The following is a 23,013-nucleotide window of genomic DNA, read 5'->3' as shown; positions in this document are numbered from 1 at the left end:
CAGTTACAGACCGTCGTCGTCCTCGTCGCGCTGGACGAGCTGGCGCGCGAGCAGCAATGGCTGGTCCCGCGTGCGCTGGATCGCAATGGCCTTGCCGTAGTTCGCGCGCGTCGTCGGGGCGCGCGAGCACGAGCTGCACGCCGGCCAGCGTATGGAGTTCGGCCTGCGTCGCTGGCTGGCCGGCGAGTTCGCCGTCGATGCGCGCCAGCGCCTGCGCGACCAGCGTGGAGGTCGGAATTTCGCCACCGACTGCACCGGGATGGCTGCCGTTGAACACCGAAACGAGGAACTCGCTGATCTGGCGCGAGGACGCTTGCGCCTGCACGGCGCTGTCGCGTTCGTGCAGCGACTAGCGCTCGGCGGCCTCGGCGCGATCGCGATCGCGATCGGCCATGACGCGCAGCGCGAAGCCCGCGATGGTGAGCAGGAACAGCGCCGCGGTCGCAAGCCACGGCCAATGACGCTGCGGGTAATTGCGTGTGACGTGGCCGCGTGAGCTGGCCAGCGCCTGTACCGGCTCGCGCTGCAGCACGCGCTGCAGGTCGCCGGCGCAAAGTCCACAGGGCATCCGACAGAAAAAGTGGCGACGTTCGCGCCGGCCGGCGTTACCCTGGGGGCACCACAACTCGTCCGGAGGGATCGCAGATGATGACCCCTGAGTATGACGTCGACGACGACAGCGATGACGACGATGAGACTGGCGACGCCCACGGCATCGCGGCGACGCTGATCGGAAAGGCTGGCATGGCGCCGGATGAGGCGCTGCGCATCGGCAGGGACCTCGAAAGACAATTCAAGGCTGCCATGGAGGAGCTGGGCGAAGCTGGCCGCGTGGCGTACGCGCGGGCCCGGCGCGAGGCGGCGGAGATGCTGGGTGTCGATCTTGACGAGAATGACGAGGTACTGCCGTCGGACGTGGCCGCGTTGAACGAGGCCGGCCCGGACGACGCCGAATCTCAGGTGGCGGTGGCACCGCCGGTGCCGGGCGACTGGCTGCTGCCGCGCGGCAAGCGCCGCCTGCACTGAGCGGTGGCATGAACCGGCGTGTATCGGCATCGCACCGGCACCTGCTGCCTCTGCGGGAGTGACAGCGTGGTGGCCGGCGGCGCCGCGTGCGCCGCCGGCCCGCCGGCGTATCAGACCAGCGTCAGCGTTACGTCGATGTTGCCGCGCGTCGCGTTCGAGTACGGGCACACCTGGTGCGCGGCGTCGACCAGCGCCTGCGCCTGTTCTCGCGGCAGGCCGGGCAGGGAGATCTTCAGCTCGACTTCGATGCCGAAGCCCTGTGGAATCTGGCCGATGCCGACGACGCCTTCGATGCTGGTATCGGCGGGCAGTGCGATCTTCTGCTGGCCGGCGACGAACTTGAGCGCGCCGATGAAACAGGCCGAATAGCCGGCGGCGAACAGCTGTTCGGGATTCGTGCCGTCGCCACCGCCGCCGCCGAGCTCGCGTGGCGTGGACAGCTTGACGCTGAGGGCGTTGTTGGCCGAGCTGGCCTGTCCGTCACGGCCGCCGGTGGCCTTGGCCTGGGCGCGGTAGAGGACGTTGGCGATGGACATGGTGTTCTCCTTGGGATTGGTGTGGGTTCTGTGTGTCGACGGATGACGGTTGCGTTCGCGGTCTGGATATAAGTCGCTAGCTATTTGATCGCGAGCTACTTGTTGCAGCGTGGTGAAGCCGTGGATGTAGTTCGAGGATTGCAGCGAGTAGCCTTCGTATCGGTGTCTATTCGCCGCGATTTCGCGTGAGGTTCCCGCGCAACCGCTCCAGCTCGGCCTTGATCGCGCGCAGTTCGCCGCTGGAGCACTCGGCGGCGCAGAACACCGCGCTGGGGACGTCCTGGGCGCGCTGGCGCAGGTGGCGGCCCTTGGCGGTCAGATCGATGACGACCTGGCGTTCGTCGTCCGCCGCGCGCGTGCGCGTCAGCAGGCCCGCGGTTTCCAGGCGCTTGAGCAGCGGGGTTAGCGTGGCTGAGTCCAGGTACAGGCGTTCGCCGATCGCTGAAACGGTCAGCGCGTCGTCTTCCCAGAGCACGAGCATGACCAGGTACTGCGGATAGGTCAGGCCCAGTGCGTTGAGCAGCGGACGGTAGACCTTGTGCATGGCCAGGTTGGCCGAGTACAGCGCAAAGCAGAGCTGCTGATCGAGCAGCAGTGCCGACGCGGCGTTGGGCTTGATGGCGGGCTTGGTCTTCATGCCGCGCATAGTAGATAGCGCGCTATTTAATTGCAAGCAACTTTAGTCGCTATCGGCAAAGCCGCAGTTTGGCGTGCCTGCTGCATGGCCACGTGTTGCCCAATCGCACAACCGGCGTACGCCGGGGTTTCGCGGTGTCTTTCACATCGGCAGCACCACCTGCATGCAGGATAGGCGTGGATCTTTCCTCGGAGCACTCGCATGCAGCACAAGGCCTTGCGATTCGGCAAGGGATTCCGCGTCGCCTTCGCGCAGCGCAAGGTGCAGGCGGCCGAAATGGTCATCGCGCCCGGCGGCAAGGAAGGCGGGCCGGACAATCGTCATCGCGGCGCGGACCAGTGGCTGTTCGTTGTCTCCGGCACCGGCCTCGCTGTGGTCGACGGCCGCCGCCAGAGGCTCAAGGCCGGCAGCCTGCTCGTCGTTGCGCGCGGCGAGCGCCACGAGATCCGCAACACCGGCCGCACCTTGCTCAAGACGCTCAATGTCTACTACCCGCTGGCGTATGAAGCCAACGGTGAACCGCTCGCTGCAGGGAAGTCGGCGACATAGCGAACGGTGTGCCGGATCTCGCCTGCGCCGCTGGGAACTCAGCCGCAGAGTTCGACCATCAGCGCGTCCAGCTCACTGTTGTCCACCTCGCGCGACCGCGCCAGCGAAGGTCCGATCCGCGTGAAATGGTCGACCTGCGCCTGCATCCACTGCTTGAGTGCCGGATCGAGCGGTTCGCGGTCGCTCTCGGACGCGAGCTGCTTGCGCCGCAGCAGTTCGGCTACGCTGTCGCGTTCGGCGGTGTCGACCCAGTCCGCAGCGACAAGTTCGGCGAACGCGGTTGGCGGTTGCGTGCGCGCGTGTTCGATCCAGCGGCAGGCGAGCACAGGACGCAGGAAATAGAACACCTTTTTCAGGCGCACCGTGTCGCCGCCGAGATGTTCGGCAAACGTGGTGCGCGCCGTGCCGAGATAGTGGTGCAGCGCCGACGCCGGCTGGAAGTAGCGCGGCAGCAGTTCGCGCAGACGCTGCGCGAACACGGGTTCCTCGCGGTAGATGATGGGCGAACCCAGCCATTCGTACAGGGCGACGTTGCCGCGCGCGAACAGGCGCAAGGACTTACGCAGGTCCCAGCCGCTGACGTCGAGATCGTTCGGCAGCATGCGCTCGATCACGTCGCGTGCTTCGATCACGCCCAGATACCAGTCGCGTGGGTGGCGGTAGACGAAACGCACGTCATAGTCGCTGTCGGGCGAGGCGAAACCCCAGGCGCGGCTGCCGGATTCGGCGGCAAACAGCACCTGTATCCCGCGCTCGTGTTCGAGTGCGGTCAAAGCAGCGAGTATCTCGGGCGTCATGCGCAGCGTGCCTCCCAGTCGGCGGTCAATTGCAGCAGTAGCGTATCGGCTGCCGCCGGATCGGTTTCAGGCGGCAGGTCGCTGCGCGTTTTCAGGCGTTCGCAGTCGGCGACGATGGCGTCGGCCATCTGCAGGATCTCGTCGTAGCGGTAGCGGCCAGCGCGGATGTCACGCAACAGCTGCAGCGGTTCGCCTTCGACGCGCACCAGCGGTTCGCCGCGCTCGAGGATGGCCTTCCCCGACAGCAGCAGGCGGATGGTGTGCATGAGATTCTTCGCGTCGAAATCGAGTTCGCCGGCTTCCTGCTGCCGCCAGCGCGACGCGTTGCGCTCGCGACGCCAGGTCCAGTAGTTCTGGTGATCGACCAGTGCCTGCTTCCAGGCTTGTTCGTTATAGAGCAGCAGGCCGGCGAAGTGCGTGGTCTCGTCATCCGCCGGAATCGACTCGCACGCCAGCGCGTCGCCGCGGAACACGCCGCGCGCCGCGGCGCCGTAGCGGTACAGGCGAAACACGTCGCGGGCATGTTCCAGCCGCGCGGCATGGCATTCGTCCAGATCGAGGCCGCTGGCCTGCAGCGACAGCGGTCGGCACGGCGCTTCGTCCCGCGCAGCGAGCCGTTCGCGCGGAATCACATGACAGTAGTCTTCCTTGCGCGGCGGCTGCTCCGGCTTGGGCTGGTTGATCCACTTGTTCTGTCCGCGCGCCTTCCTGATCTGGCTGAAGGCGTAACCGATGTGCGTATCGGCGCATCGCCGGCTCAGGAACAGCGCGCGATGGCGCAGCAGTTCATGCATCTCGGGACTGCTGCGGCGCACGCAGTCGGAGGGCATGTACAGCAGCTCGAGCACGGACGGATTCGCCGCAGCCAGCAGTTCGATGGTGCGTCGCAGACTGTAATACACAACATTGTTGCGTTCGTCGGCGATCTGGTTCGGCGCGGGCGCCAACGCGGCATAGGCAACGGCGGGAAGCGCGAAGATGCCGCGGATGTCCTCGTCGCTGTCGGCCGAGGCGGTGCCATAGGCGCGACTGCCGGAGACACATTCAAAGAGTATGGATCCGGCGCGCGGATTGTCGGCGGCGTAGAGGCTGCTCATGGTTCACCTGGCGGCGTCCACCGCGTGCACCGGGCCGGTGACTATAGGCGGAGGTCCGCGGACATGTCGAACGCACGCCAATACGTCGCGGTGCCGGCATCCGTCGGCCAAAGTGCCAATTGGTCGCCTGCCCACTGGTTCCCTGCTGCCTATCATGCCCAGGCCGGGGGGCAACGCGATGGGAGGGAGTCATGCAGCAACGGACGATATGCGGCGCGCTCGCGCTGGCCCTGGCGGCGATGGTGTCCGGCCTGCCGGTTTCGGCGATGGCGCAGACGACCGGAGCCGCTGGGTCGAAAGCCCCGCGCGTGGCCGCGCGCAAGGACATGACGGCTGTGCGGCGCGCGCCGACGGTGGCCATCGTGATCAGCGGCGACAGCGTGATCGCCGGGCCGGCGCGCGATGCGCTGGTCGCATTCGCACAGGAGCAGGGTTTTCGCGTGATCCAGGCCAACGGCCGCTCGCGCGAGTCGCAGCCGGGCGCTTATGCGCGCAAGGCCGATGCGGTGTTCTATCTCGATGCGGATCCGGTCGGTGCGACTGAGGTCGAGTATTACGGCAACGTCTCCACGCTTTACAGCGCGCAGTTCAGCCTGAGCGCCTACCGGCCCAGCGACGGCGAACTGCTGTTCAGCGCACCGGTGCAGTCGGTCGATTTCACGGCGCTCAACGCGCGTGAGAAGGGGCAGGAGACGGTCGAGCCCTTGCTGGCGGATATCGAGCAGGAGCTGCGGCGGATTCGCTGAGGATCGCGACGACGTGACGGCAGCTCCGGCGGCGTGATGGCCGCCACAGGTTCCGCGGTCGCTTTCAGGTTGGCGGGATCATGCATGACGACGGCAGTGCACACCTCGCTGCACCAGCGGCGGGCTACGGCGCATTCAATGACCGAACAGGCGCAGGAACAGCTCGGTATCCGGCTTGCCGCGATGGTGGTATTCGCGCAGCGGCATGTAGTGGGTGCGTTCGGACCACCAGAACGACTTGTTGCTCTGCGCGTTGAAGTCGCTGAGGCTGACGATGCTGCGCCAGTCCTCGGCCGTGTTGATGGTCGGGTCCTGCAATATCTGCAGGACCGCCTCGGCGTCGAGCTGTTCATGCAGGACGCGCGGCAGCTCCAGCGCCAGGCGTGACATGCCGCGCCACAGCGTGTGCGGGTCCGAGCCTGCGGCGTTGTTCAAGGTTGCACAGGTGAAAAAAGGGAAATAGCGGCCTACGCGGTCGACGCTGGGCATCAGCAGGCCGCACAGTGGCGCGACTGACCACATGCCGGCGGGCAGCATGAACTGCCAGACCGGCGCGACGAGATAGCTGTCCAGCCATTGCTCGGAGATCGAGCGCAGCGCGAACAGGCCCTCTTGCATCCATTCGTCGACGACGACGACCTGTTCACGCGGCAGGCTGCGCGTGACGAAGTCACCGAGCGCCGGAATCTTGCCGTAGAAGCCGAATTCGCCCGTCAGCGCCGCGCCGAACATCAGATGCGGCCCGGACAGGAGAAGCTGACCAGCTCGCGCAGGCGGAACGGGTTCTGCACGCTGCTGGCGGTTACTTCGAGCACGATGCGCTTGCCGTGGATCAGCAGTGCCGCGACGAAGCGCTCGGGTCCGGCGCCGGGCCGGATCTCGCCTTCGTCGAACAGGCGGAACAGCGCCCACGGCCCGGTCTTGACCATGTACTTCTCGCCGTCCTTGGCGCTGGCCGTGACGATGCGCACCTGGTTGGTCGCGCGCGGGCCAGGCCAGGTCGCGCGCTGCGGCACCTGCGGACCGTGCGCGTAGCGGAACACCTGGCCGTCGACATCGAGCGTCATCTGCTCGATGGTCGCATCCATTTCCAGCACCTTGAACTCGAACGACAGGTCCATGGCCTTGCCGCCGGACGGGAAGAACACGTCGCGGATGCGCGCGGCCTTCTGGAACGAACTCAGCGACACCTGCGAGCCGCCAGGCTGGCGCAGGACCCAGGTCGCACCCGAGACATCGGCCATCGGTGCGAGCCGGCTCTGGAAGAACGCATCCATCATGCCGCCCTGGCCGAACATGCGCGCGAAGTCGGCGAGCGTGACTTCCTGCGTGGCCGAGCGCTCGAAAGGATAGCGGCCCTGGATCGCGCGGCGGCAGAACTCGCCGAGCGAACTGTCGAGTTCCCCGCCCAGCGTGCTGCGTATGCTGCCGTCGGTCTGGCGGCTGCTGCTGTCGGCGAGGTTCTCCAGCATGCTGCGCAAGGGCATCGGCAGCTGCGCGGCCTCGGCGCGCACGCGTGTGAGCACCTCGGTCGAGGGCACGGTCAGCGTGGTGCGCGTCGCCAGCGCGGCCTGCGTGCCGGACATGTTCATGTACAGCTCGTTGAAGAGCTTCATGACGTTGTCGATCTGCGGCGCGCCGCTGTCGGTGCGCACGAGGCGGCGGATCGGTTCGAAGCGGTCGTCGACGATGCGCTCCAGGCGCTCTTCCTTGCGCACGGCCGTGGGCACGACCGACGGTCCCAGCGTGCGGCGCAAGTCGTCCGCGGCGGTGTTGACCTGGCGCTTGGCCTGGTTGAGCAGCGACGTGTCGTTGGCGTTCTCCGGCTTGATCAGCGTGGTTTCCCGCGCCACCGCGCGCAGGAACTGCGCGATCGGCGAATCGGGCGCGGACAGGATGCGTGCCGTTTCTATACTTTGCGACATCGAGTTGCTCTCGATGATGCGCACGTCCGACAGGTACGCCTCCCACAGGCCGACGTATTCATGCAGGTAGAGGCGCTTGAGGTCGCGCTGCAGTGCGCCTTCGGTCAGCGAATCCAGCTGCTGCTGCGGCCGCTGAGCGACGCGGTCGAGCACCCAGGACTCCTCGATTTCGAGCAGGCCGAGTACCGATCCGGCTTCCGGCAGGAACACGTTGTGGTAGCCGTGGAACGTGAACAGGCCGGGTATGCCCTTGGTCAGCGGCTCGTTGCTCGCGCGGCGGAACACCAGCGTCGACTGCGGGCCGCCGGCTTCGGCGATCGTGAAGTCGCTGATGGAACCGTTGTCGAGGCGGTTTTTCAGGCGGCTGTAGGCGCGCTGCGCCAGCGAATAGCGCGCCAGCTGTTCGCGCTTCTGCTTGACGAGGTCGACGTCCACCGGGAACGGCGAAGCGACCGAATCCGCATCGAGCAGGCGCGACAGATGTGTATAGAGCTGGTCGCGCTGCTCCTGCGTCGCCGAGGCCGGCAGGCTGCGCTCCCAGTCCAGGCGCAGGAACGCTTCCACCGTGGCTGCGTCGTAGCGCTTGGGATCGCTGAGCATCAGGTACACCTTGAGCGTCTCGTAGGTCAGCTCGAGGTTGTCTTCCGGCGTGGTACGCAGCAGCTCTTCCAGCCGGCGCACGATGCGCGGCAACAGCGCGCGCTCGATCGCCTTGCGGTACGAATCCTGCGCCGCGGCATCGAGCTTGTTGCCCTGGTAGAGGCCATACGTCAGGTTCACCGGCGGATCGCCGACGCTGAAGTTGGGGCCGTCGGCGAGCTTGACCAGCGCGTTGAGTCCCGGCAGCAGTTCGAGCAGCGCGCCGCCTTCGCCCTTCTGCATGGTCTTGAGATGGTTGTCGACGAGCGCGGTCTTGGAATCGACGAAATCGATGTAGCCGGTGTTGCGCTTGTAGCTCACGGCCCAGCCGACCACGGCCAGCGTGAGCAGGCCGATCACGCCAAGATGGCCGGCGATGCTGAGCCAGCGCTCGCGCCGTTCGGCGCGGCGGTTGCGGCCGGCCAGGTGCGCTTCCGGAAAAATGACCTTGTGCAGCAGGTCCTGCAGGAAGAAGCTCTTGCCGCTCTTGGGCGTCTGCTGCAGCGACACGCGGCCGTCAAAGCCGAGGCTGCGGTTGAGGCTGCCGAGCAGGCGGTCGAACGGCGTACCTTCCTGCGTGCCGCTCGTGAAATACACGCCGCGCAGCATCGCGGTCGGCGCGAACTTGGAATCGGCGAACACGTTCTGCAGCAGCTGCCGCACGAGCGGCGTGAGGTTCGAAAAGTGCTGCGGCAGGGTGTAGGCGCGCGAACGCCGTGCGGTATCGCTTTCGCCGAGCATGAGCTCAGGCAGCTTGTCGAACAGGCGCCGCGCGAGTGCGTCCATCTCCTGTTCCATCTGCTTGCCGAGTTGCTCGCGGTTGATGTCGGCACCCAGCTGCAGCGGCAGCGTGAAGCCCCAGACCTGCGCTCGTTCCTCCTTGCTCAGGTTCGCGAAGTACTCGTTGAAGCCGCCGAGCAGGTCGACCTTGCTGACCAGCACATAGATCGGGAATGCGATGTTGAGGTTTTCGGTCAGCTCGTTGAGGCGCGCGCGGATGCGTGCCGCGTGCTTGATGCGCTCGTCCTCGCTCGAGGTCAGCAGGTCCGCGACCGAGATCGTCAGGATCGCGCCGTTGAGCGGCTGGCGCGGGCGGAAGCGCTTGAGCAGCTTGAGGAAGCCTTCCCACTCGGCCTTGTCGGCAGCGGCGTCGCTTTCCTGCGTGGTGTAGCGGCCGGCCGTATCGAGCAGCACGGTCTCGTCGGCGAACCACCAGTCGCAGCTGCGCGTCCCGCCGACGCCGCGGATGCTTTCCTTGCCCATCTCCTCGGCCAGCGGGAAGCGCAGCCCGCTGTTGAGCAGGGCTGTGGTCTTGCCCGAGCCCGGCGCGCCGATGAATACGTACCAGGGAATCTGGTAGAGGTACTTGTGGCCGAACTGGGCGAACAGCCCGCCCTCCTTCTTGCCGCCGAAGCGCGTCTTCTTGAGCTGGGTCAGCGCGCGCTCGAAATTCGCGCGCAATTCGTCGATCGCCGCGCGCGAGGGATCGTCCGGCGCCGCGGCCTTGTTGTCGCGCAAGCCCATGACCGCGTCGATCAGGCGCGTGTTCATGCGCTGCTTCTTCCACAGGCGGATCAGCACGCGCAGCAGCAGGAGCACGAAAATGCCGACGATGATCCAGGCGCGTACCCTGGCCGGCTCCAGCGGCCGATAGTTGGCGAACGCGAACAGCGGGCCCAGGTACCAGATCGCGAGGGCGAGAGCGAGAAGGCCCAGCGCGATGAAGACGTAGCGGTTGAAGATCAGCGAAAACAGACGGCGCAGCACTAGCGAACCTCCTTGTTCAGCTCGGCGGGCGAGGCAAACACCGTGACCTCGACGCGGCGGTTCTGCGCGCGGCCGGCCGGTGTCGTGTTGTCGGCCAGGGGATCGGCTTCGCCGCGGCCTTCGGTGCTGACACGGCCTGGCGTGCGGATGGTCGCGTCGAGCTGTGCGGCGACGACGCGCGCGCGCTCCTGCGACAGCTCCCAGTTCGACGGGAAGCGCACGCTGCGGATCGGCCTGTCGTCGGTATGTCCGCTGACGAGCACGCGGCCGCGTACCTCGTTGATTGCCGCGGCGATGCGGTCGACGATCTCGCGATACTGCGGCCGCATCGTGGTGCTGCCGGATTCGAACAGGCCGTCGCCGCGGATCGTGACGGTGCTCTGCTCGGAATTCTCCTTGACCGACACCAGCCCTTCGCGGATTTCCTTCTCGAGGAACTTGGAGAAGCGCAGCGGCGGTGGCGCGTCGCGCACGACGGGCGGCGGTGGAGGCAGCTTCAGCGCGCTGATCGCGAGGAAGCTCTTGTCTGACTGCGCGGCGAGCCAGAACGACAGCAGCATGTAGAAGCCGACGCCGAGCACGACGGCGACGATGGCCGAGACCCAGACCGGGATCATGCCCCAGATGCGCGGCAGCTCGGCCGGATTGCCCTGCCAGTGCAGCGACAGCGGACGGTCCGGTACGCCGCGCGCGGTCCTGATGATGTCGGCGAGGCGGCGGCGCAGGTTCTCGAGCTGGCTCTGGCCGTTGGAGACGATGCGGTAGCGGCCCTCGAAGCCGAGCGCGATGCAGTAGTACATCAACTCCAGAACGTCGATGTACTGGCCCGGTGTCTGCGCGAGCTTGGCCAGCAGCTGGAAGAATTTTTCGCCGCCCCAGGTTTCATTGTGGAACGTGACAAGAAGTGAATTCTTTGACCATGCGCCGGAGCCGCCCCAGGGCGTCTGCGCGGCCGCCTCGTCGAGCACGGTGCACAGGCAGTAGCGCGCGGCGACGACATGTTCGGCCGGGATGCCCTGCGCCTTGGCGTTCGCGTCGAAGCGGCGGATCTCGTCGGCAAGATAGGTCTTGAGCCGGTCCGGATCGGCGTTGTGCACGAGCGTGCGGATCTGGTAGACCAGATTGAGGATCGGATTGGCGACCGCGATCAGCGGCGAGTTGCCGGACGGGATCTCCGGCTCGTGCGACTGCCAGACGGGCTGCGATCCGCCCGACAGTGGCGCCGCGGCGCCGCCCGGGCTCGGCATCACGAAGGTGCGGTTGTTGCCGGCGTTGAAGGGGTTGGACATGGTCGCTTCTGTCAGGAGTTCAGTGCGAGCCGGGTTTCAGCGGCCGGGGTTGCGAGCGCCCCGGCTGCCGCGGACGCCGCCGGTCAGCGGCGCACGGCCCAGCATTCGAGTTCCAGGTCGGGGAATTCGCCGGCCACATGCAGGGCCAGCGTGCCCGAGTTCTGCAGCTGTTTCCACAATTCGACCGACGTGTCCATTTCGAAGTAGTGATAGCCGGCGTGGTACGGGATCTGGCGCGGTGCAACCGGCAGCAGGCGCAGGCCGACGCCGGGCAGGTGCAGGTTGACGAGATCGCGGATCTTGTCGGCCGGGCCGATCTTGACCTGGGTCGGAAAGTTGGCACGCAGCGCATCGGGTGGCGTGCTCGCGTGCACGGCGAGGATGAACTGGGCGGTACGCAGCAGTTCCGCATCGTTGACGTGGCCGACGCGAACACCGTAGTTGCGGATTTGCAGGTCGATCTGCACGGCGTTCTGCTCGAGCACCGTCGACAGTCCGCGGCGCAGCAGGAACATCAGCGGCATGATGCAGCCGTAGAGATCGTCGTGATCGTAGTGCGGCCAGCTCGTCGGGCGGCGCGAGGCTTCCATGAACGTGGCGAGCTCGCCGGCGATCTGCACCAGCGCCGCGTAGAAGCGCTCCGGATGCAGCACCGACGGATTGATCAGGTGCGCAATCAACGGCTGGTAGCGGTTGAGCATCTGCAGCAGCAGGAATTCGCCAACCTCCGATACGCCACCGCGACCGGGCTGGCTCAGGCGGTCGGCGAGCACGTCGGCGCGCTGGTTGACCAGACCGTGCAACTCGTTGAGCAGCGACATCAGGTACGCGAACGTCGAACAGCTCACGACCGGCGGAATGTACTCACTGTCGAGCAGCAGCTGGCGATCGCTGCGGCATTCGATCACGCGCGCGACGCCGACGCCGAGCCAGCCGTCGGCCAGATCCTTCTCGAGCACCAGGCGCAGGCGCGGCGTGCCGAGCTGCAGATCGGCCGCTTCGCCGGCGATCGAGTTTTCGTCGCGTACGATGGCGTCGCTGACCGTATAGCGTGCGAGCGACGCGGGGTTGTCCTCGAACACGACGTGCTCGGTACCTGGACGCTTGAGTGGCAGCGCCAGATAGATCGTCTGGTTGACCACGCCCTCGCCGAAATGCAGCGGTTCGGGCGCGGCGCTCTGCAGCGGAAACGCGAACGAGGTGCCGTCAGGCAGCAGCCCTACCGCGTTCTGGATCGCGAGCTTGCCGACCGCGAGCGCCGCCACGTCCAGGCGCAGTTCGCGGAAGCCCCAGAAGAACGGTTCGGCCGCGAGGCTGCGCTGGTGCGCATGGAACTCGAGGTAGCGCTCCTGCTGCTGGAAATGCTGCGGGCGCAGGAACATGCCTTCGGCCCAGACGACTTTCTTGTAGGGGTCCATCTCACCTTCCCTGGAGTGCGGCGTGGCGGCGGCTCATGGCAATCACTTGGTCTTCAGCGGCGGACCGACGATAGTGACCTTGCGCTCCTCGAGGCTGACCTTGTATTCGACCGTGGGCTTGCCGCTCTTGAGGAACTCCGGCAGCTTGATCCACTTCTTGCGTTGCGGCGGCAGATCGAGTGCGGCGCGCCAGACGCTGTTCTCCATGTCGCGGAAGCCGACCATCACGCCGATCGCGTCCTCGTCGGCATCGAAGGTGTAGCTCTTCTTGACCGTGGCGCCCGGCTGTACCGGAAACGGATCGCGCAGCACCACCACGCCGTCGAGGCTGCCCTTGGTCTCGTCGGCCAGGGTGAAATAGTCGGCGTCCATGAACGGAGCGGCGCGCTTGAGCTTGAGCACGGTCACGACGGCCGGCGAGGGGCGCTGGTTGATGTCCGGATTGAGCTTGCTGTTCGCCGTCACGACGACTTCGACCGTGACGGGATTGCGTTTCTTCGGCGCCGAGGAGCAGGCGCCGAGCATGCCCAGCAGAAGCAGGCAGAAGAACAGACTGACGTAGCGCACTAGCGAGCGGGTGGCGGTCATGGCGTCGGGCACCGTTGGTTTGGAAGGCTCTGACTCTGGATCCCTCCCCTTCAAGGGGGTGAAGAACGATGGCTTAGAACCGCAGGTTCTCATCGTGCTGAACGCCTAAAGGGCAGGGGGGGTGGGGATGGTGTTGCCGGTTCGCGTCAGTTAAAGAAAATTCGCCTGCGGCGTCGATAGAACCCCAAGTGCTCAGGCAGGGTCCGGGCTGGCCTCGGCGGCGAGGTTGCTGACGCCGTTCTGGTCGGGCCAGGGCATGGTGATCTCGTTCGGGCGTCCGACCCAGACCGCCAGCGCGCTGTAGTTGTCCTGCAGCGGCGTGCCGCGCAGCTCGATCAGCTGTTCCATCTGCAGCAGCCATTCCTCGGCCGAGTCCGCGCGGGCCAGACTCTCCACCATCTCGGACTCGAGCACGACTTCCCAGAAGCCGTCGGTGCAGAGCAGGAAGGCATCGCCGTCGTTGACGTCGAACGCGGTTTCCAGCGCCGTCGGCGGCACGCCATCGCCCATGCCTAGCGCGGCATACAGCAGGTTGCGCTTGGCGTGGTTACGGATCTCGCTTTCGCTGATGACGCCGGCGTCGACGAAGGTCTGCACCACGCTATGGTCTTTGGTCAACTGGCGGAAACCGCGCTTGCGGAACAGGTACAGGCGCGTGTCGCCGAGGTTGGACCACTGCGCTTTCTGTGCGCGGCCGTCGAAGAACAGTGCGGCGACCGTCGCGCTCATCTTGCGCAGGCCGCCGGCGAGCTGCTGACCGTAGCGGATCGCGACGTCTGTCTGTGTGATGAGTCGCTCGATGTTCTGCTGGTTGAGTTCCGGTGTCGTCGAGTACGCCGACAGCAGCGTGCGTACGGCCGTCTCCGACGCGATGTCGCCGCCGCCATGGCCGCCGGCCCCGTCGCAGACGATGAAGCAGGCGCCGCCGTCGGACGTCCAGTAGCCGCAGGCATCTTCGTTGTAGTCGCGTCCGCCCTGGCCCGACAGGGTGGCGAACTCGACGCGGACTCCGCTGCCAGCGACGTAGGTATTCACCGGCTCTTCCCCGTGTTGATGCGATCGATCTCTTGCTCGTAGGCGCGCGCGAACGCGCGCTGGAACAGATTCTCGAATTCCTCGCGCGCTTCGCCGACCATTTCCTGGTAGCCGCTCTCGTAGAGGTCCCACAGGCGCGCCTTGTGCTTGGCGGGCATCATGGTTTCCAGCCCGCTCTTTTCGCCGGCGCGGGCCAGGAAGCGTTCGGGACCCAGCATCGTCGCCACGTCGTACATGGCGGCGCGCGAACCCGCGAGCAGGCCGACCTGGTGCGCAGAGAGATCGTCGAAGGCGTCGTCGATCGCGCGTAGCGGCGGCATGAAGCCTGGCGAGCCGCGGCCGAGCAGCTGGGTCAGCGCGGCCGCACCATCGGGCGCGAACTTGAGCGGATTGTTGCCATCGGTCGCGATGATGGTCACGTTCGCGCGCATTTCGTGTTTGGTCGAGGATCGTCCATGCATGAGGCGTATGGTACCGGCGGTCATCGCCGCAACGAGGCGACCCAGTACCTCCATCGCCTGCGGCGTGAATTCGCTGATGTGGTTGATGTCCACGCCGCAGCCCCGCGCGAACGCGGCGCGCAGGATCGCGGCGGCATCCGGGTCGATCGGGCAAGCCGACGCGGCTGGTGCGGGCATGAGTGGAGCGGGCGTGGCTGGTTGCGCCGGCGTGGCGGCGGCCGGCATCGCGACGGGCGAGGCGACCGGCGGCGTGGGGCGCGGCGGCGGCGCAGCAGCTGGCGCGGGACGCGCGGCGGCGGGCGGCGGCGATTCGATCATCGGCAGGTTGTCGAAGGTCGTGATCGCCATGGCCGGATCGAGCGCCGGTCCAGATTCGAGCAGGTCCGCCATCATCCGTTCGGCCGCCGCGACCGAACTCGCCGGTGCTGTTGCCGATGTGGGCGGCAGGACGGCCGGTTGCGGCGGTGGTGGCATCCGCAGCGGTGTCGGCGGCGGTATCGCGTAGGACGCCGCGGCTGTCGCCGGGGCGGGCGGAAGGCCGCCTTCGGGCACCAGCGACGGCAGCACGAACAGGGAGTCGATCTCGAGTCCGTGGTCGAGCGAGACGCTGGCGGCGCTGTCGTCGCCGCCGATCTTCAGCATCTCCAGCGGGTCGAGCGGATTGCGGTTGGTGTCGAGCGCGCGCTGTCGCTGGCGTGCTTCGTCGTCCGGCTCTGCCAGCACGTCGTTGCCGAGCGTCTGCAGCTCCGAAAACATGTCGCGTACGGCGGCCTTCTCGCTGAGGTCCTCGATGACGACGTCACCGACCGGCAGTCCATAGGCAGCCACCGGGGGTTGCATAGGCGGCGAGAACACATCGAAATCGTCGGGGATGGTCTGCACCGGGCGCGGCCGCGTCGCCATCGGGTTGGCCGCGGGCACCGGCACGGGACGCGCCGGCGCGGGTCTTGTGGGTGCGACGACCGGCGCAATGCCTGGTGGGGCGATCGGCGCGGACATCTCGGCCGGGGCCGGCGGCAGCATGGGCGTCGGTGAGGCGGGCAGGCTCGCCGGACGCAGTCCCAGCACATAGCGGCCGACCAGCAACTGATCCGACGGACTCAGCGTACAGCTGCGTCCGGGCGCTAGTTCGTTGCCGTTGATGAACAGTGAACTGCTGCTGCTGAGGTTGCTGAGGTCGACGGTGCCGCCCGGACCCATGCTCAGGCGCGCCTGGTGGCGTGAGATCAGGCGCTCCGGATCGTTCAACGGCAGATCGTTGTCGCTGCCGCGACCGACGCTGACCGGCGCATCGAGGGCGCGGCTCAGCGGCGCGGCCAATGCCTGGCCGTTATAAGACAGCACCACGAGTTCAAGCCTGACCGCCGACATTCACGCTCCCTCGTGCGCGCCCGATGCGTTTCGGATCCTGCGGCGCTTGTCTGTCGCGCTACACGTCGCTGCGGAACCCACCCGTGCGCACACGGCCAAGCCCTGAAAATTTTGAAGCTATCAAAACGCATCCGGCTTCGCAAACGCGCAACTTCCGTCGCAGTGTACGTGCACAGGATGTCATCGACACGCACGATCTCACATGCCGGGATCGCGCCGTGATGTCATTGCTGCGTAGCGCGCGACAGCTAGGCTCGAACCAGCAACTGTGGCACGGAAGTGGGCTGTGCGTTCGCGCGACAACCAACGGGTTCAGGCTGCGCAATCGTGCGACCGTGTCAAACAACGACTACATCACAAATCGTCTACGCAGTATTACGGCGCAGCAGCGATTAAATATGGATGCGGGTCACAAAGGTCAAACCTGCTCTTTGCACTACGCTTTCATTTCGCCTAAATTGCATACGACGCCCTCCCTCTCCGATGCTCAGGCATGGACGCAACTGTAAACACGCGCGTCACCCCGATTATTTCCGGCAAGGGTCTGCAGTCGGACCTGGCTCCGGGCAATGCGCTCGTTGCGGGCATGCGCCTGCGCGAGTTCGAGATCATCGAGACGCTCGGCGAAGGCGGCTTCAGCATCGTCTATGGCGCGCGCGACCTGCAGCTCATGCGCGACGTCGCGATCAAGGAATACATCCCGATCTCGCTCGCCGGCCGTGTCGCAACGACCACGGTGCGCATCCGTTCGGAACACAACCGCGAAACCTTCGAGGCCGGCCTCAACGGCTTCATCAACGAAGCACGGCTGCTCGCCCAGTTCAAGCATCCGGGACTGGTCGAGGTGCTGCAGTTCTGGGAAGAAAACGGCACGGCCTACATGGTCATGCCGCGCTACACCGGCAAGACATTGCGGTCGGTGCTCAAAGACATGGGCGGGAAGGGTGACGAGCCCTGGCTGCGTGGCGTCGTCGCGCCGGTGCTCGACGTGCTCGATCTGCTGCATTCGCGCAATGTGTTCCATCGCGACATCGCGCCTGACAACATCCTGATCAAGAACGACGGTACGCCGGTGCTGCTGGATCTGGGCTCCGCGCGCGAAGTCGTGACCGGCCTGCAGAAAGCGATCACTGTCGTCGTCAAGCCGGGCTACGCGCCGATCGAACAGTATTCCAGCGATTTCGCGCTGCCGCAGGGACCGTGGACCGACGTCTATGCGGTCGGCGCGCTGCTGCATTTCGCCATCGTCGGCTGTCCGCCGCCGGCATCGATCTCACGCATCATGAAGGATTCGCTGCAGCCACTGTCGGCCGCCGGTCTCAGCGGTTATTCGCGCGAATTCCTTACGGCGGTCGACCGTGCGCTCGCGCTGCAGCCGGGCGACCGGCCGCAGTCGATCGCCGAGCTGCGCGACCTGCTGCGCGTGACCGAGAACGACCGTACGATCATCAATTTTGCGCCGCCGCCGCTGATTCCGCCGGCGATCATTGCCGCGGCACCAGCGACCGCGCCGACACCGCCCATCGTCGAGCCCGTTGCGTTGGATATCGATCTGCCGGGCAGCGAGGACGAGCGCACGGTCATCGTGTCGGCGCAGGAAGTCGCTGCGCTGGTGCAGCAGCTGGCCGGAGCGAAAGCCGCGGCCGCCGCGAACGCCGCTGCGGCGAGCGCCGCTGAGATGCAGCGCGGGAAAAGCACCGATCCCGCCGTGCCAGTTGCCGTGCCAACGATCGATGCGGTGACAGCCGAGGCTGAGGCGGCTGCGGGCGCGCCGGTGGAAACGGCATTCGAGCGCGCCCCCGAAATCGTTGCTATCGCACCCCTGGTCGCGGCCGCGGCGTCCGTCGTGCGCGAGCCGGCGGAGCCGGTCGTCGCCGATGCCGAGGCGGGCACATCACCGTCACTGTCCTCCGTAGAGCTGACTGCACCGCTGCCGTCGGCGGTGGTGGAGCCCGTCGTCGAGGAGGCATCGATCATCGCCGAGGCACCGACATCAGCGATCGCGATTCCTCCGACCTACGGCGTGTCGCCCGAGCTGCCCGAACCGGTCGCGGTGTCGAGTTACGAGCTCACCCTCGAACCGATGGTCAAGCCCGAACCGCAGGCCGCTGTGGAAGCCGAACCCGTCGTTGTCGAACTGCGCATCGAGCCGGTAGCGCTGCCACCGCCGTTGGTGACGCCGCCGCCTGCTGTGTCAGGGCCGGCCTCGGCCTCGAAGTCGGCCGTGGACAGTCCGACCTCCGCCGCCGACATCGACGCGACGGTCGTCATGCCCGTGCCGCGGCACCTCGTCGAAGTGGCGAAGGCGGTCGGCGCGGGCGCAAGGGAGCCGGCGTCCAGGCCCGTCGGTCCGGTGACCCCGACGGCCGCAACAGCGCCGGCGATGACGAGCGATTCCACCGTCATCATGCCTGCGCCCGACGCCATCGCGCTGGCGCGCAGCGTCGCTGCGGCGGCTCCGCCGCCGGTCGCCGCAAACGCCAACGAGCCAACCATCATCCTGCCCTCGCCAGTCGTACTGGCAACGCCCGCGCCGTCGCTGCTCGATCTCGATCCGCTCGCACTGGTGCCGAAGCAGGAGAAGCCACCGACGAACAGTTTTCCGGAAATGGAAGATTTGCTGTCGGGCCGTCTGGCGACGGACTCGCGTCCGGTTGCCGTACCGGTGATCCATACGCCTGCACGCGCCGACCTCGGCGACAGGCCCGCGGTGGCAGGCTCCGTCGCAGCCGCAGCACCGGCACGGCCCTGGCTGCTACCGGCGGCGGGAGGCGCCGCGCTCGTCATCCTCGCCACTGTGCTCACGTGGTATCTGAGTTCGGGGAGCGAAGCGCCCTTGCCGCCACCGATCGTGGCTGAAACGCCGGCGGTGGCGGCGGTCGGCGATACCGCCACGTTGTCGCAGGCGCCGGCTGCGACAATCGATCCGCTCGCGTCGCCTTCGACCGATCCGAACGCGGTGACCGCGTCGGCCGACGTTGCCACAATGCCGACGCCGCCCGAAGCTGGAGCCGCCGTTGCGCCGGGCCTTTCCGATCCCGCCGCAAGCGTCGCCGGCACGTCTGTCGCGAGCATCGATCCGGCCGAGGTGCTGGTGCCGTTGAATGCGCCGGCCGAAACCACCTCGGCCGGCTTCGAGAGCCCGGGCCAGACCATCGCGCCGGCTGTCGCTCCGCCGCCTGCTGTCGTCGAAACCCCTCCACCCGCGCCCGCGACTACTCCGCCAGCTGCAGTCGCGAGCGTCGACACGGTCAGGACCGTCGACCTGACCGGCAACGCGTCGCCGCGCGGCGACGGAGCCTCCAGCCGTCCACGCGAAAACCCCGGCCGCCCGAAGCGCGAGACCAAGGTGGCATCGGCGACGACGGGAAATGTCAAACTCAGCATCCAGCCCTGGGGCGAGGTGTGGATCAATGGGAGCCTCAAGGGCGTCAGCCCGCCGGTGCGTTTCCTGCAGCTCGAACCCGGCACCTACAACGTGGAACTGCGCAACCCAGGCCTGCAGTCGCTGCGCCGTCAGCTCACCGTGACGGCAGGTCAGCCGGTCGCGATCGAGCATCGCTTTCAGCCTGCCGGGAGCGGAGCACAGTAACCATGCTCGACCGTTTCCGTCGGTAGCGGAACAGGACGTCGGGGGGCGCCTGTCAGTACGATCCAGCCGGTGAAACTGCCGGTAATCCGCAGCGACAGCGCTGCGGGCAGGAGGCACGATCGGTCGCCACCAGGCGGCGGCGTGAGAATGGCCGGTCAGTCGTCCGGCTGATCGGCGGGACGTCGATCAACGCAATGACATCGAACAGGGGAGCGTCAGTGGTCACCAAGGATTTCGTCGATTCGTTCCGCCGCGTCTCCAGGCTTGTTCTGGTGCTGGCATTCGCCGCCTTTCTCGGCGCCTGCGCCGCGAACAAGCCCAAACCAGCGCCGCCGCCGCCGCCGGATCCGGCCGAGGTGGCCCGCCAGCAGGCCGAGGTGCGCGGCAAGGAAATGCTCGCCAAGGGCGTTGGCGAATACGAGGCCGGTTCCTACGCCCAGGCCGAGGCCACGCTGCTGTCGCCCGACATCTGGGCCGCCAGCGACCGCATCAAGATCGATGCGCTCAAGCATCTCGCGTTCACCTATTGCGTCAGCGAGCGGCCGGCCTTGTGCCGCCAGTCGTTTGAACGCGCTCTGCAGCTGGATCCGAACTTCGACCTGACGCCGGCGGAACACAATCATCCGCTCTGGGGTCCGGAATTCAAGAATGCGAAAAATGCACAATAGTCGCGGTCGCTAGACCGTTGCGCGGCGTCAGCCGCGCAACGGTACGAGAACAGGGGACAAGATGAGCTTTATCGATGTCGAATCGCTGCTCGCCCCGGTAGACGCCGATCGCGTCTGCGGGACCGAACTCGACTACGACGCGGACTATCTGACGCTGGAGCGCAGCGTCGAGGGTCAGCCCGAACGTCAGTACGGCGACACCGTCATTCCTGCCGAAGGGCCGGACTGGTCGCTGGTGTTGCGCCAGGCCAGCAGTCTGCTCGGCCGCAGCAAGGACTTCCGCCTCACCGTCTTCATCGCGCGGGCATTGACGCGCAAGCACGGTCTGATCGGCGCGGCCGAAGGCCTCAAGCTCACGCTGGAACTGGCGCTGCGCCATTGGTCCGAGGCCTATCCGGCGCTTACGGTCGATGGAGAGGACGATCCGCTGCCGCGCGGCAACGCGCTCAGCAGCCTGACCGCCGCCGGCGGCCTGCTCGGCGACCTGCGCGCGACGGGACTGCCAACGCGTCAGATTGGTTCGCTGGAACTGGGAATTCTGGAAAAAGTCGCTGCCGGTCGCGATGCTGCCGGCAGCGCGCCGATCGCGCGCCATCAGATCGAACCGCTGCTGCAGGAAGAGATAGGCCACGGCAATCCGCATCTGGCGGCGCTGCTCGAGTTGCGCGCCACGACGCATGCACTCGACCGCCTCTGCCGCGAGCAGATGGGAGCGAGCGAGGCGCCGGACCTGCACTCGCTGACAGCCTGGATCGATCTGATCTTTCCGCCGCATCTGCAGCGCAAGGCCGCAGGAGGCGATGCCGCCGTAGCCGCCGACGACACGGAGACGCTCACGGAAGACGACATGACCTCGGCAGCGCCCGCCGGTCCCGCCCTGGGCGGCGGCGTACCGCGCCGCGCGCTGACGCGCCAGGACGCCGTGCAGATGCTCGATGCCGTGTGCAAATTCCTCGAGGAAACCGAGCCGGCCAATCCGGCGCCGCTGCTGATCCGGCGCGCACGCGGGCTCATCGGCATGGATTTCCTCCAGATCCTGCGCGAACTCGCGCCCGACGGCCTGGCCCAGGCCGAACTGCTGGCTGGCACGAACCGGAGCTGACCATGAATCCGTTCGCGCCAGGACCACGAATAGACCTTCCAACGCCCGACCTGGCTGCCACCATGTCGCCGGCAGGCCTGTCCCCCGGCAGTCCGCGCTTGGCCTGTAGCGCACGCGGACCCGATAGAACTGTGGTGAATTCCAGGAGATTGCGCAGATGACCGGTTCCAAGTACACCCGCACCAACAAGAGCAGCGCGCAGAAGTTCATCGGCCGCAACCGGGCGCCGCGCGTGCAGATCGAATACGACGTCGAGGTCTATGGTTCGGACAAGAAGGTCCAGATCCCGTTCGTCATGGGCGTCATGGCCGATCTTGCCGGCAAGCCGGTCGAAGACCTGCCGGCGGTCGCCGATCGCAAGTTCCTCGAGATCGACATCGACAACTTCGACGACCGCATGAAGGCGATCAAGCCGCGTGTCGCGTTCACCGTGCCCAACACGTTGACCGGCGAAGGCAACATGGCCGTGGATATCGCCTTCGAGAGCATGGACGACTTCTCCCCGGGCGCGATCGCAAGGAAGGTCGACGCGCTCTCGCAACTGCTCGACGCGCGCACACAGCTCAACAACCTGCTGACCTACATGGACGGCAAGACCGGCGCGGAAGAACTCATTGCGAAGGTGCTCAACGACCCGACCCTGCTCAAGTCGCTCGCGGCTGCGCCGCAGGCACCCAAGGCCGGCGATACCGACAACAGCGCCGCTTGAGCGCATAGAACACGGGGAATCCACTCATGGCGCAGAACCAGGTTCTACAGGAAAAACAGACTGCCCTCGCCGAAGGCAGCGACTTCTCGGCACTGCTGCAGAAAGAGTTCAAGCCGAAGACCGACGAAGCCAAGGAAGCGGTACAGACCGCCGTCCGCACGCTGGCCGAACAGGCCCTGTCAAACACGGTCACCATCGGCGCGGACTCGTACAAGGCGATCGAGGCGATCATCGCCGAGATCGACCGCAAGCTGTCCGAGCAGATCAACGCGATCATCCATCACGCCGATTACCAGCAGCTCGAAAGCGCCTGGCGCGGCCTGCACTACCTCGTCAACAACACCGAAGTCGACGAGATGCTCAAGATCAAGTTCATGCCGATCTCCAAGCGCGACCTGCATCGCACCTTGCGCCGGCACAAGGGCATAGGCTGGGATCAAAGCCCGATCTTCAAGAAAATCTATGAAGCGGAATATGACCAGCTCGGCGGCGTTCCGTACGGTTGCATCGTCGGCGACTACCACTTCGACCATTCCCCGCCCGACGTGGAACTGTTGACCGAAATGTCGAAGATCGCGGCCGCGTCGCATTGCCCGTTCATCGCGGGTGCGGCGCCCTCGACCATGCAGATGGAAACCTGGCAGGAACTCGCCAATCCGCGCGACCTGACCAAGATCTTCGAGAACACCGAATACGTGGCGTGGCGCAGCCTGCGCAATTCGGAGGACGCGCGTTACCTCGGTCTGGCGATGCCGCGTTTCCTTGCGCGCCTTCCGTATGGCGTGCGCACGAACCCGATCGACGAGTTCGATTTCGAGGAATCGACCGACGGCTCGACGCACAGTGCCTACTGCTGGGCGAACTCGGCCTATGCGATGGCGGTGAACATCAACCGCTCGTTCAAGTACTACGGCTGGTGCACGTCGATCCGCGGCGTCGAATCCGGCGGCGCGGTCGAAGGCCTGCCAACGCATACGTTCCCGTCCGACGACGGCGGCGTGGACATGAAGTGCCCCACCGAGATTGCGATCTCGGATCGGCGCGAAGCGGAACTCGCCAAG

21 protein-coding genes are annotated in these 23,013 nt (G+C 66.4%); 8 read left to right on the top strand and 13 right to left on the bottom strand.

The window, feature by feature from the left end:
- Window positions 1-3: 3 nt before the first annotated feature.
- Window positions 4-246 (bottom strand): hypothetical protein, encoded by a 243-nt coding sequence (locus RUU78_RS13930; protein ID WP_313917579.1) that lies wholly within the window; start codon window positions 244-246, stop codon window positions 4-6.
- A 103-nt stretch (window positions 247-349) separates the two neighbouring features.
- Window positions 350-568, bottom strand: a complete 219-nt coding sequence (locus RUU78_RS13925) for a hypothetical protein (protein ID WP_313917577.1) — start codon at window positions 566-568, stop codon at window positions 350-352.
- A gap of 77 nt (window positions 569-645) precedes the next feature.
- Between RUU78_RS13925 and RUU78_RS13920 the strand changes: the two genes are divergently transcribed.
- Entirely contained in the window at window positions 646-1,026 is a 381-nt protein-coding gene (locus RUU78_RS13920) for a hypothetical protein (RefSeq protein ID WP_313917575.1), read from the top strand.
- Window positions 1,027-1,136: 110 nt separating this feature from the next.
- Here RUU78_RS13920 and RUU78_RS13915 read toward each other — a convergent pair whose 3' ends face one another.
- Both RUU78_RS13915 and RUU78_RS13910 read right to left on the bottom strand, forming a co-directional pair.
- Complete coding sequence (locus tag RUU78_RS13915; protein ID WP_313917574.1) at window positions 1,137-1,562, bottom strand: organic hydroperoxide resistance protein; 426 nt, start codon at window positions 1,560-1,562, stop codon at window positions 1,137-1,139.
- 166 nt (window positions 1,563-1,728) lie between these two features.
- Window positions 1,729-2,199, bottom strand: a complete 471-nt coding sequence (locus RUU78_RS13910; RefSeq protein WP_313917572.1) for a MarR family transcriptional regulator — start codon at window positions 2,197-2,199, stop codon at window positions 1,729-1,731.
- A gap of 201 nt (window positions 2,200-2,400) precedes the next feature.
- Here RUU78_RS13910 and RUU78_RS13905 point away from each other — a divergent pair, with 201 nt between their 5' ends.
- The gene (locus RUU78_RS13905; protein ID WP_313917570.1) at window positions 2,401-2,748 is read left to right on the top strand and encodes a cupin domain-containing protein; all 348 of its coding nucleotides are present in this window, start codon (window positions 2,401-2,403) and stop codon (window positions 2,746-2,748) included.
- A gap of 38 nt (window positions 2,749-2,786) precedes the next feature.
- Here RUU78_RS13905 and RUU78_RS13900 read toward each other — a convergent pair whose 3' ends face one another.
- Both RUU78_RS13900 and RUU78_RS13895 read right to left on the bottom strand, forming a co-directional pair.
- On the bottom strand, window positions 2,787-3,545 hold the full coding sequence (locus tag RUU78_RS13900; protein ID WP_313917569.1) for a nucleotidyltransferase domain-containing protein: 759 nt from the start codon (window positions 3,543-3,545) through the stop codon (window positions 2,787-2,789).
- Window positions 3,542-4,642, bottom strand: a complete 1,101-nt coding sequence (locus RUU78_RS13895; protein WP_313917567.1) for a nucleotidyltransferase domain-containing protein — start codon at window positions 4,640-4,642, stop codon at window positions 3,542-3,544. The genes RUU78_RS13900 and RUU78_RS13895 overlap by 4 nt, the downstream gene beginning before the upstream one ends.
- Before the next feature lie 191 nt (window positions 4,643-4,833).
- Here RUU78_RS13895 and RUU78_RS13890 point away from each other — a divergent pair, with 191 nt between their 5' ends.
- The gene (locus tag RUU78_RS13890) at window positions 4,834-5,388 is read left to right on the top strand and encodes a hypothetical protein (protein ID WP_313917565.1); all 555 of its coding nucleotides are present in this window, start codon (window positions 4,834-4,836) and stop codon (window positions 5,386-5,388) included.
- 135 nt (window positions 5,389-5,523) lie between these two features.
- Here RUU78_RS13890 and tagF read toward each other — a convergent pair whose 3' ends face one another.
- The 7 genes from tagF to tagH all read right to left on the bottom strand — a co-directional run bounded on the left by tagF (window position 5,524) and on the right by tagH (window position 15,881).
- Window positions 5,524-6,120 (bottom strand): type VI secretion system-associated protein TagF, encoded by a 597-nt coding sequence (gene tagF, locus RUU78_RS13885; protein ID WP_313917563.1) that lies wholly within the window; start codon window positions 6,118-6,120, stop codon window positions 5,524-5,526.
- A complete protein-coding gene (gene tssM, locus RUU78_RS13880) occupies window positions 6,120-9,719 on the bottom strand; it encodes a type VI secretion system membrane subunit TssM (protein WP_313917561.1) in 3,600 nt (1,199 codons plus the stop codon). The genes tagF and tssM overlap by 1 nt, the downstream gene beginning before the upstream one ends.
- On the bottom strand, window positions 9,719-11,008 hold the full coding sequence (locus RUU78_RS13875) for a DotU family type VI secretion system protein (RefSeq protein ID WP_313917560.1): 1,290 nt from the start codon (window positions 11,006-11,008) through the stop codon (window positions 9,719-9,721). Before RUU78_RS13875 ends, tssM begins: the two co-directional genes overlap by 1 nt.
- A gap of 83 nt (window positions 11,009-11,091) precedes the next feature.
- Window positions 11,092-12,426 (bottom strand): type VI secretion system baseplate subunit TssK, encoded by a 1,335-nt coding sequence (gene tssK / locus RUU78_RS13870; protein ID WP_313917558.1) that lies wholly within the window; start codon window positions 12,424-12,426, stop codon window positions 11,092-11,094.
- Between the two features lie 42 nt (window positions 12,427-12,468).
- Window positions 12,469-13,014 (bottom strand): type VI secretion system lipoprotein TssJ, encoded by a 546-nt coding sequence (tssJ, locus tag RUU78_RS13865; protein WP_313917555.1) that lies wholly within the window; start codon window positions 13,012-13,014, stop codon window positions 12,469-12,471.
- A gap of 192 nt (window positions 13,015-13,206) precedes the next feature.
- Window positions 13,207-14,049 (bottom strand): PP2C family serine/threonine-protein phosphatase, encoded by an 843-nt coding sequence (locus RUU78_RS13860; RefSeq protein ID WP_313917553.1) that lies wholly within the window; start codon window positions 14,047-14,049, stop codon window positions 13,207-13,209.
- Window positions 14,046-15,881 (bottom strand): type VI secretion system-associated FHA domain protein TagH, encoded by a 1,836-nt coding sequence (gene tagH / locus RUU78_RS13855; RefSeq protein ID WP_313917551.1) that lies wholly within the window; start codon window positions 15,879-15,881, stop codon window positions 14,046-14,048. The genes RUU78_RS13860 and tagH overlap by 4 nt, the downstream gene beginning before the upstream one ends.
- A 493-nt stretch (window positions 15,882-16,374) precedes the next feature.
- On the opposite strand from tagH, the gene RUU78_RS13850 reads away from it, so the two are divergent.
- The 5 genes from RUU78_RS13850 to tssC form a co-directional block, all read left to right on the top strand.
- Window positions 16,375-19,473 (top strand): protein kinase, encoded by a 3,099-nt coding sequence (locus RUU78_RS13850; RefSeq protein WP_313917549.1) that lies wholly within the window; start codon window positions 16,375-16,377, stop codon window positions 19,471-19,473.
- A 194-nt stretch (window positions 19,474-19,667) separates the two neighbouring features.
- Window positions 19,668-20,141, top strand: coding sequence for a TssQ family T6SS-associated lipoprotein (locus RUU78_RS13845; RefSeq protein WP_313917547.1), 474 nt, complete (start codon window positions 19,668-19,670; stop codon window positions 20,139-20,141).
- Between the two features lie 61 nt (window positions 20,142-20,202).
- Window positions 20,203-21,243 carry a type VI secretion system protein TssA gene (gene tssA, locus RUU78_RS13840; RefSeq protein ID WP_313917545.1) on the top strand — a complete coding sequence of 347 codons (1,041 nt, stop codon included), beginning with the start codon at window positions 20,203-20,205 and terminating at the stop codon, window positions 21,241-21,243.
- A 157-nt stretch (window positions 21,244-21,400) separates the two neighbouring features.
- Window positions 21,401-21,952, top strand: a complete 552-nt coding sequence (tssB, locus tag RUU78_RS13835) for a type VI secretion system contractile sheath small subunit (protein WP_313917543.1) — start codon at window positions 21,401-21,403, stop codon at window positions 21,950-21,952.
- Window positions 21,953-21,978: 26 nt separating this feature from the next.
- The coding region (gene tssC / locus RUU78_RS13830) for a type VI secretion system contractile sheath large subunit (RefSeq protein ID WP_313917541.1) at window positions 21,979-23,013 on the top strand (1,035 nt) is incomplete at its 3' end.

Source organism: Tahibacter sp. (genome assembly GCF_032229445.1).
Taxonomy (GTDB): Bacteria; Pseudomonadota; Gammaproteobacteria; order Xanthomonadales; family Rhodanobacteraceae; genus Tahibacter.
This window is presented reverse-complemented; position numbering and strand designations above follow the sequence as displayed.

What these genes read in the sequence shown, in the direction of transcription:
- RUU78_RS13925 (WP_313917577.1), bottom strand. Translation starts at nt 568, where the DNA reads ATGCCCTGTGGACTTTGCGCCGGCGACCTGCAGCGCGTGCTGCAGCGC.
- RUU78_RS13920 (WP_313917575.1), top strand. Translation starts at nt 646, where the DNA reads ATGATGACCCCTGAGTATGACGTCGACGACGACAGCGATGACGACGAT.
- RUU78_RS13915 (WP_313917574.1), bottom strand. Translation starts at nt 1,562, where the DNA reads ATGTCCATCGCCAACGTCCTCTACCGCGCCCAGGCCAAGGCCACCGGC.
- RUU78_RS13910 (WP_313917572.1), bottom strand. Translation starts at nt 2,199, where the DNA reads ATGAAGACCAAGCCCGCCATCAAGCCCAACGCCGCGTCGGCACTGCTG.
- RUU78_RS13905 (WP_313917570.1), top strand. Translation starts at nt 2,401, where the DNA reads ATGCAGCACAAGGCCTTGCGATTCGGCAAGGGATTCCGCGTCGCCTTC.
- RUU78_RS13900 (WP_313917569.1), bottom strand. Translation starts at nt 3,545, where the DNA reads ATGACGCCCGAGATACTCGCTGCTTTGACCGCACTCGAACACGAGCGC.
- RUU78_RS13895 (WP_313917567.1), bottom strand. Translation starts at nt 4,642, where the DNA reads ATGAGCAGCCTCTACGCCGCCGACAATCCGCGCGCCGGATCCATACTC.
- RUU78_RS13890 (WP_313917565.1), top strand. Translation starts at nt 4,834, where the DNA reads ATGCAGCAACGGACGATATGCGGCGCGCTCGCGCTGGCCCTGGCGGCG.
- tagF (WP_313917563.1), bottom strand. Translation starts at nt 6,120, where the DNA reads ATGTTCGGCGCGGCGCTGACGGGCGAATTCGGCTTCTACGGCAAGATT.
- RUU78_RS13875 (WP_313917560.1), bottom strand. Translation starts at nt 11,008, where the DNA reads ATGTCCAACCCCTTCAACGCCGGCAACAACCGCACCTTCGTGATGCCG.
- tssK (WP_313917558.1), bottom strand. Translation starts at nt 12,426, where the DNA reads ATGGACCCCTACAAGAAAGTCGTCTGGGCCGAAGGCATGTTCCTGCGC.
- tssJ (WP_313917555.1), bottom strand. Translation starts at nt 13,014, where the DNA reads ATGACCGCCACCCGCTCGCTAGTGCGCTACGTCAGTCTGTTCTTCTGC.
- tagH (WP_313917551.1), bottom strand. Translation starts at nt 15,881, where the DNA reads ATGTCGGCGGTCAGGCTTGAACTCGTGGTGCTGTCTTATAACGGCCAG.
- RUU78_RS13850 (WP_313917549.1), top strand. Translation starts at nt 16,375, where the DNA reads ATGGACGCAACTGTAAACACGCGCGTCACCCCGATTATTTCCGGCAAG.
- RUU78_RS13845 (WP_313917547.1), top strand. Translation starts at nt 19,668, where the DNA reads ATGACATCGAACAGGGGAGCGTCAGTGGTCACCAAGGATTTCGTCGAT.
- tssA (WP_313917545.1), top strand. Translation starts at nt 20,203, where the DNA reads ATGAGCTTTATCGATGTCGAATCGCTGCTCGCCCCGGTAGACGCCGAT.
- tssB (WP_313917543.1), top strand. Translation starts at nt 21,401, where the DNA reads ATGACCGGTTCCAAGTACACCCGCACCAACAAGAGCAGCGCGCAGAAG.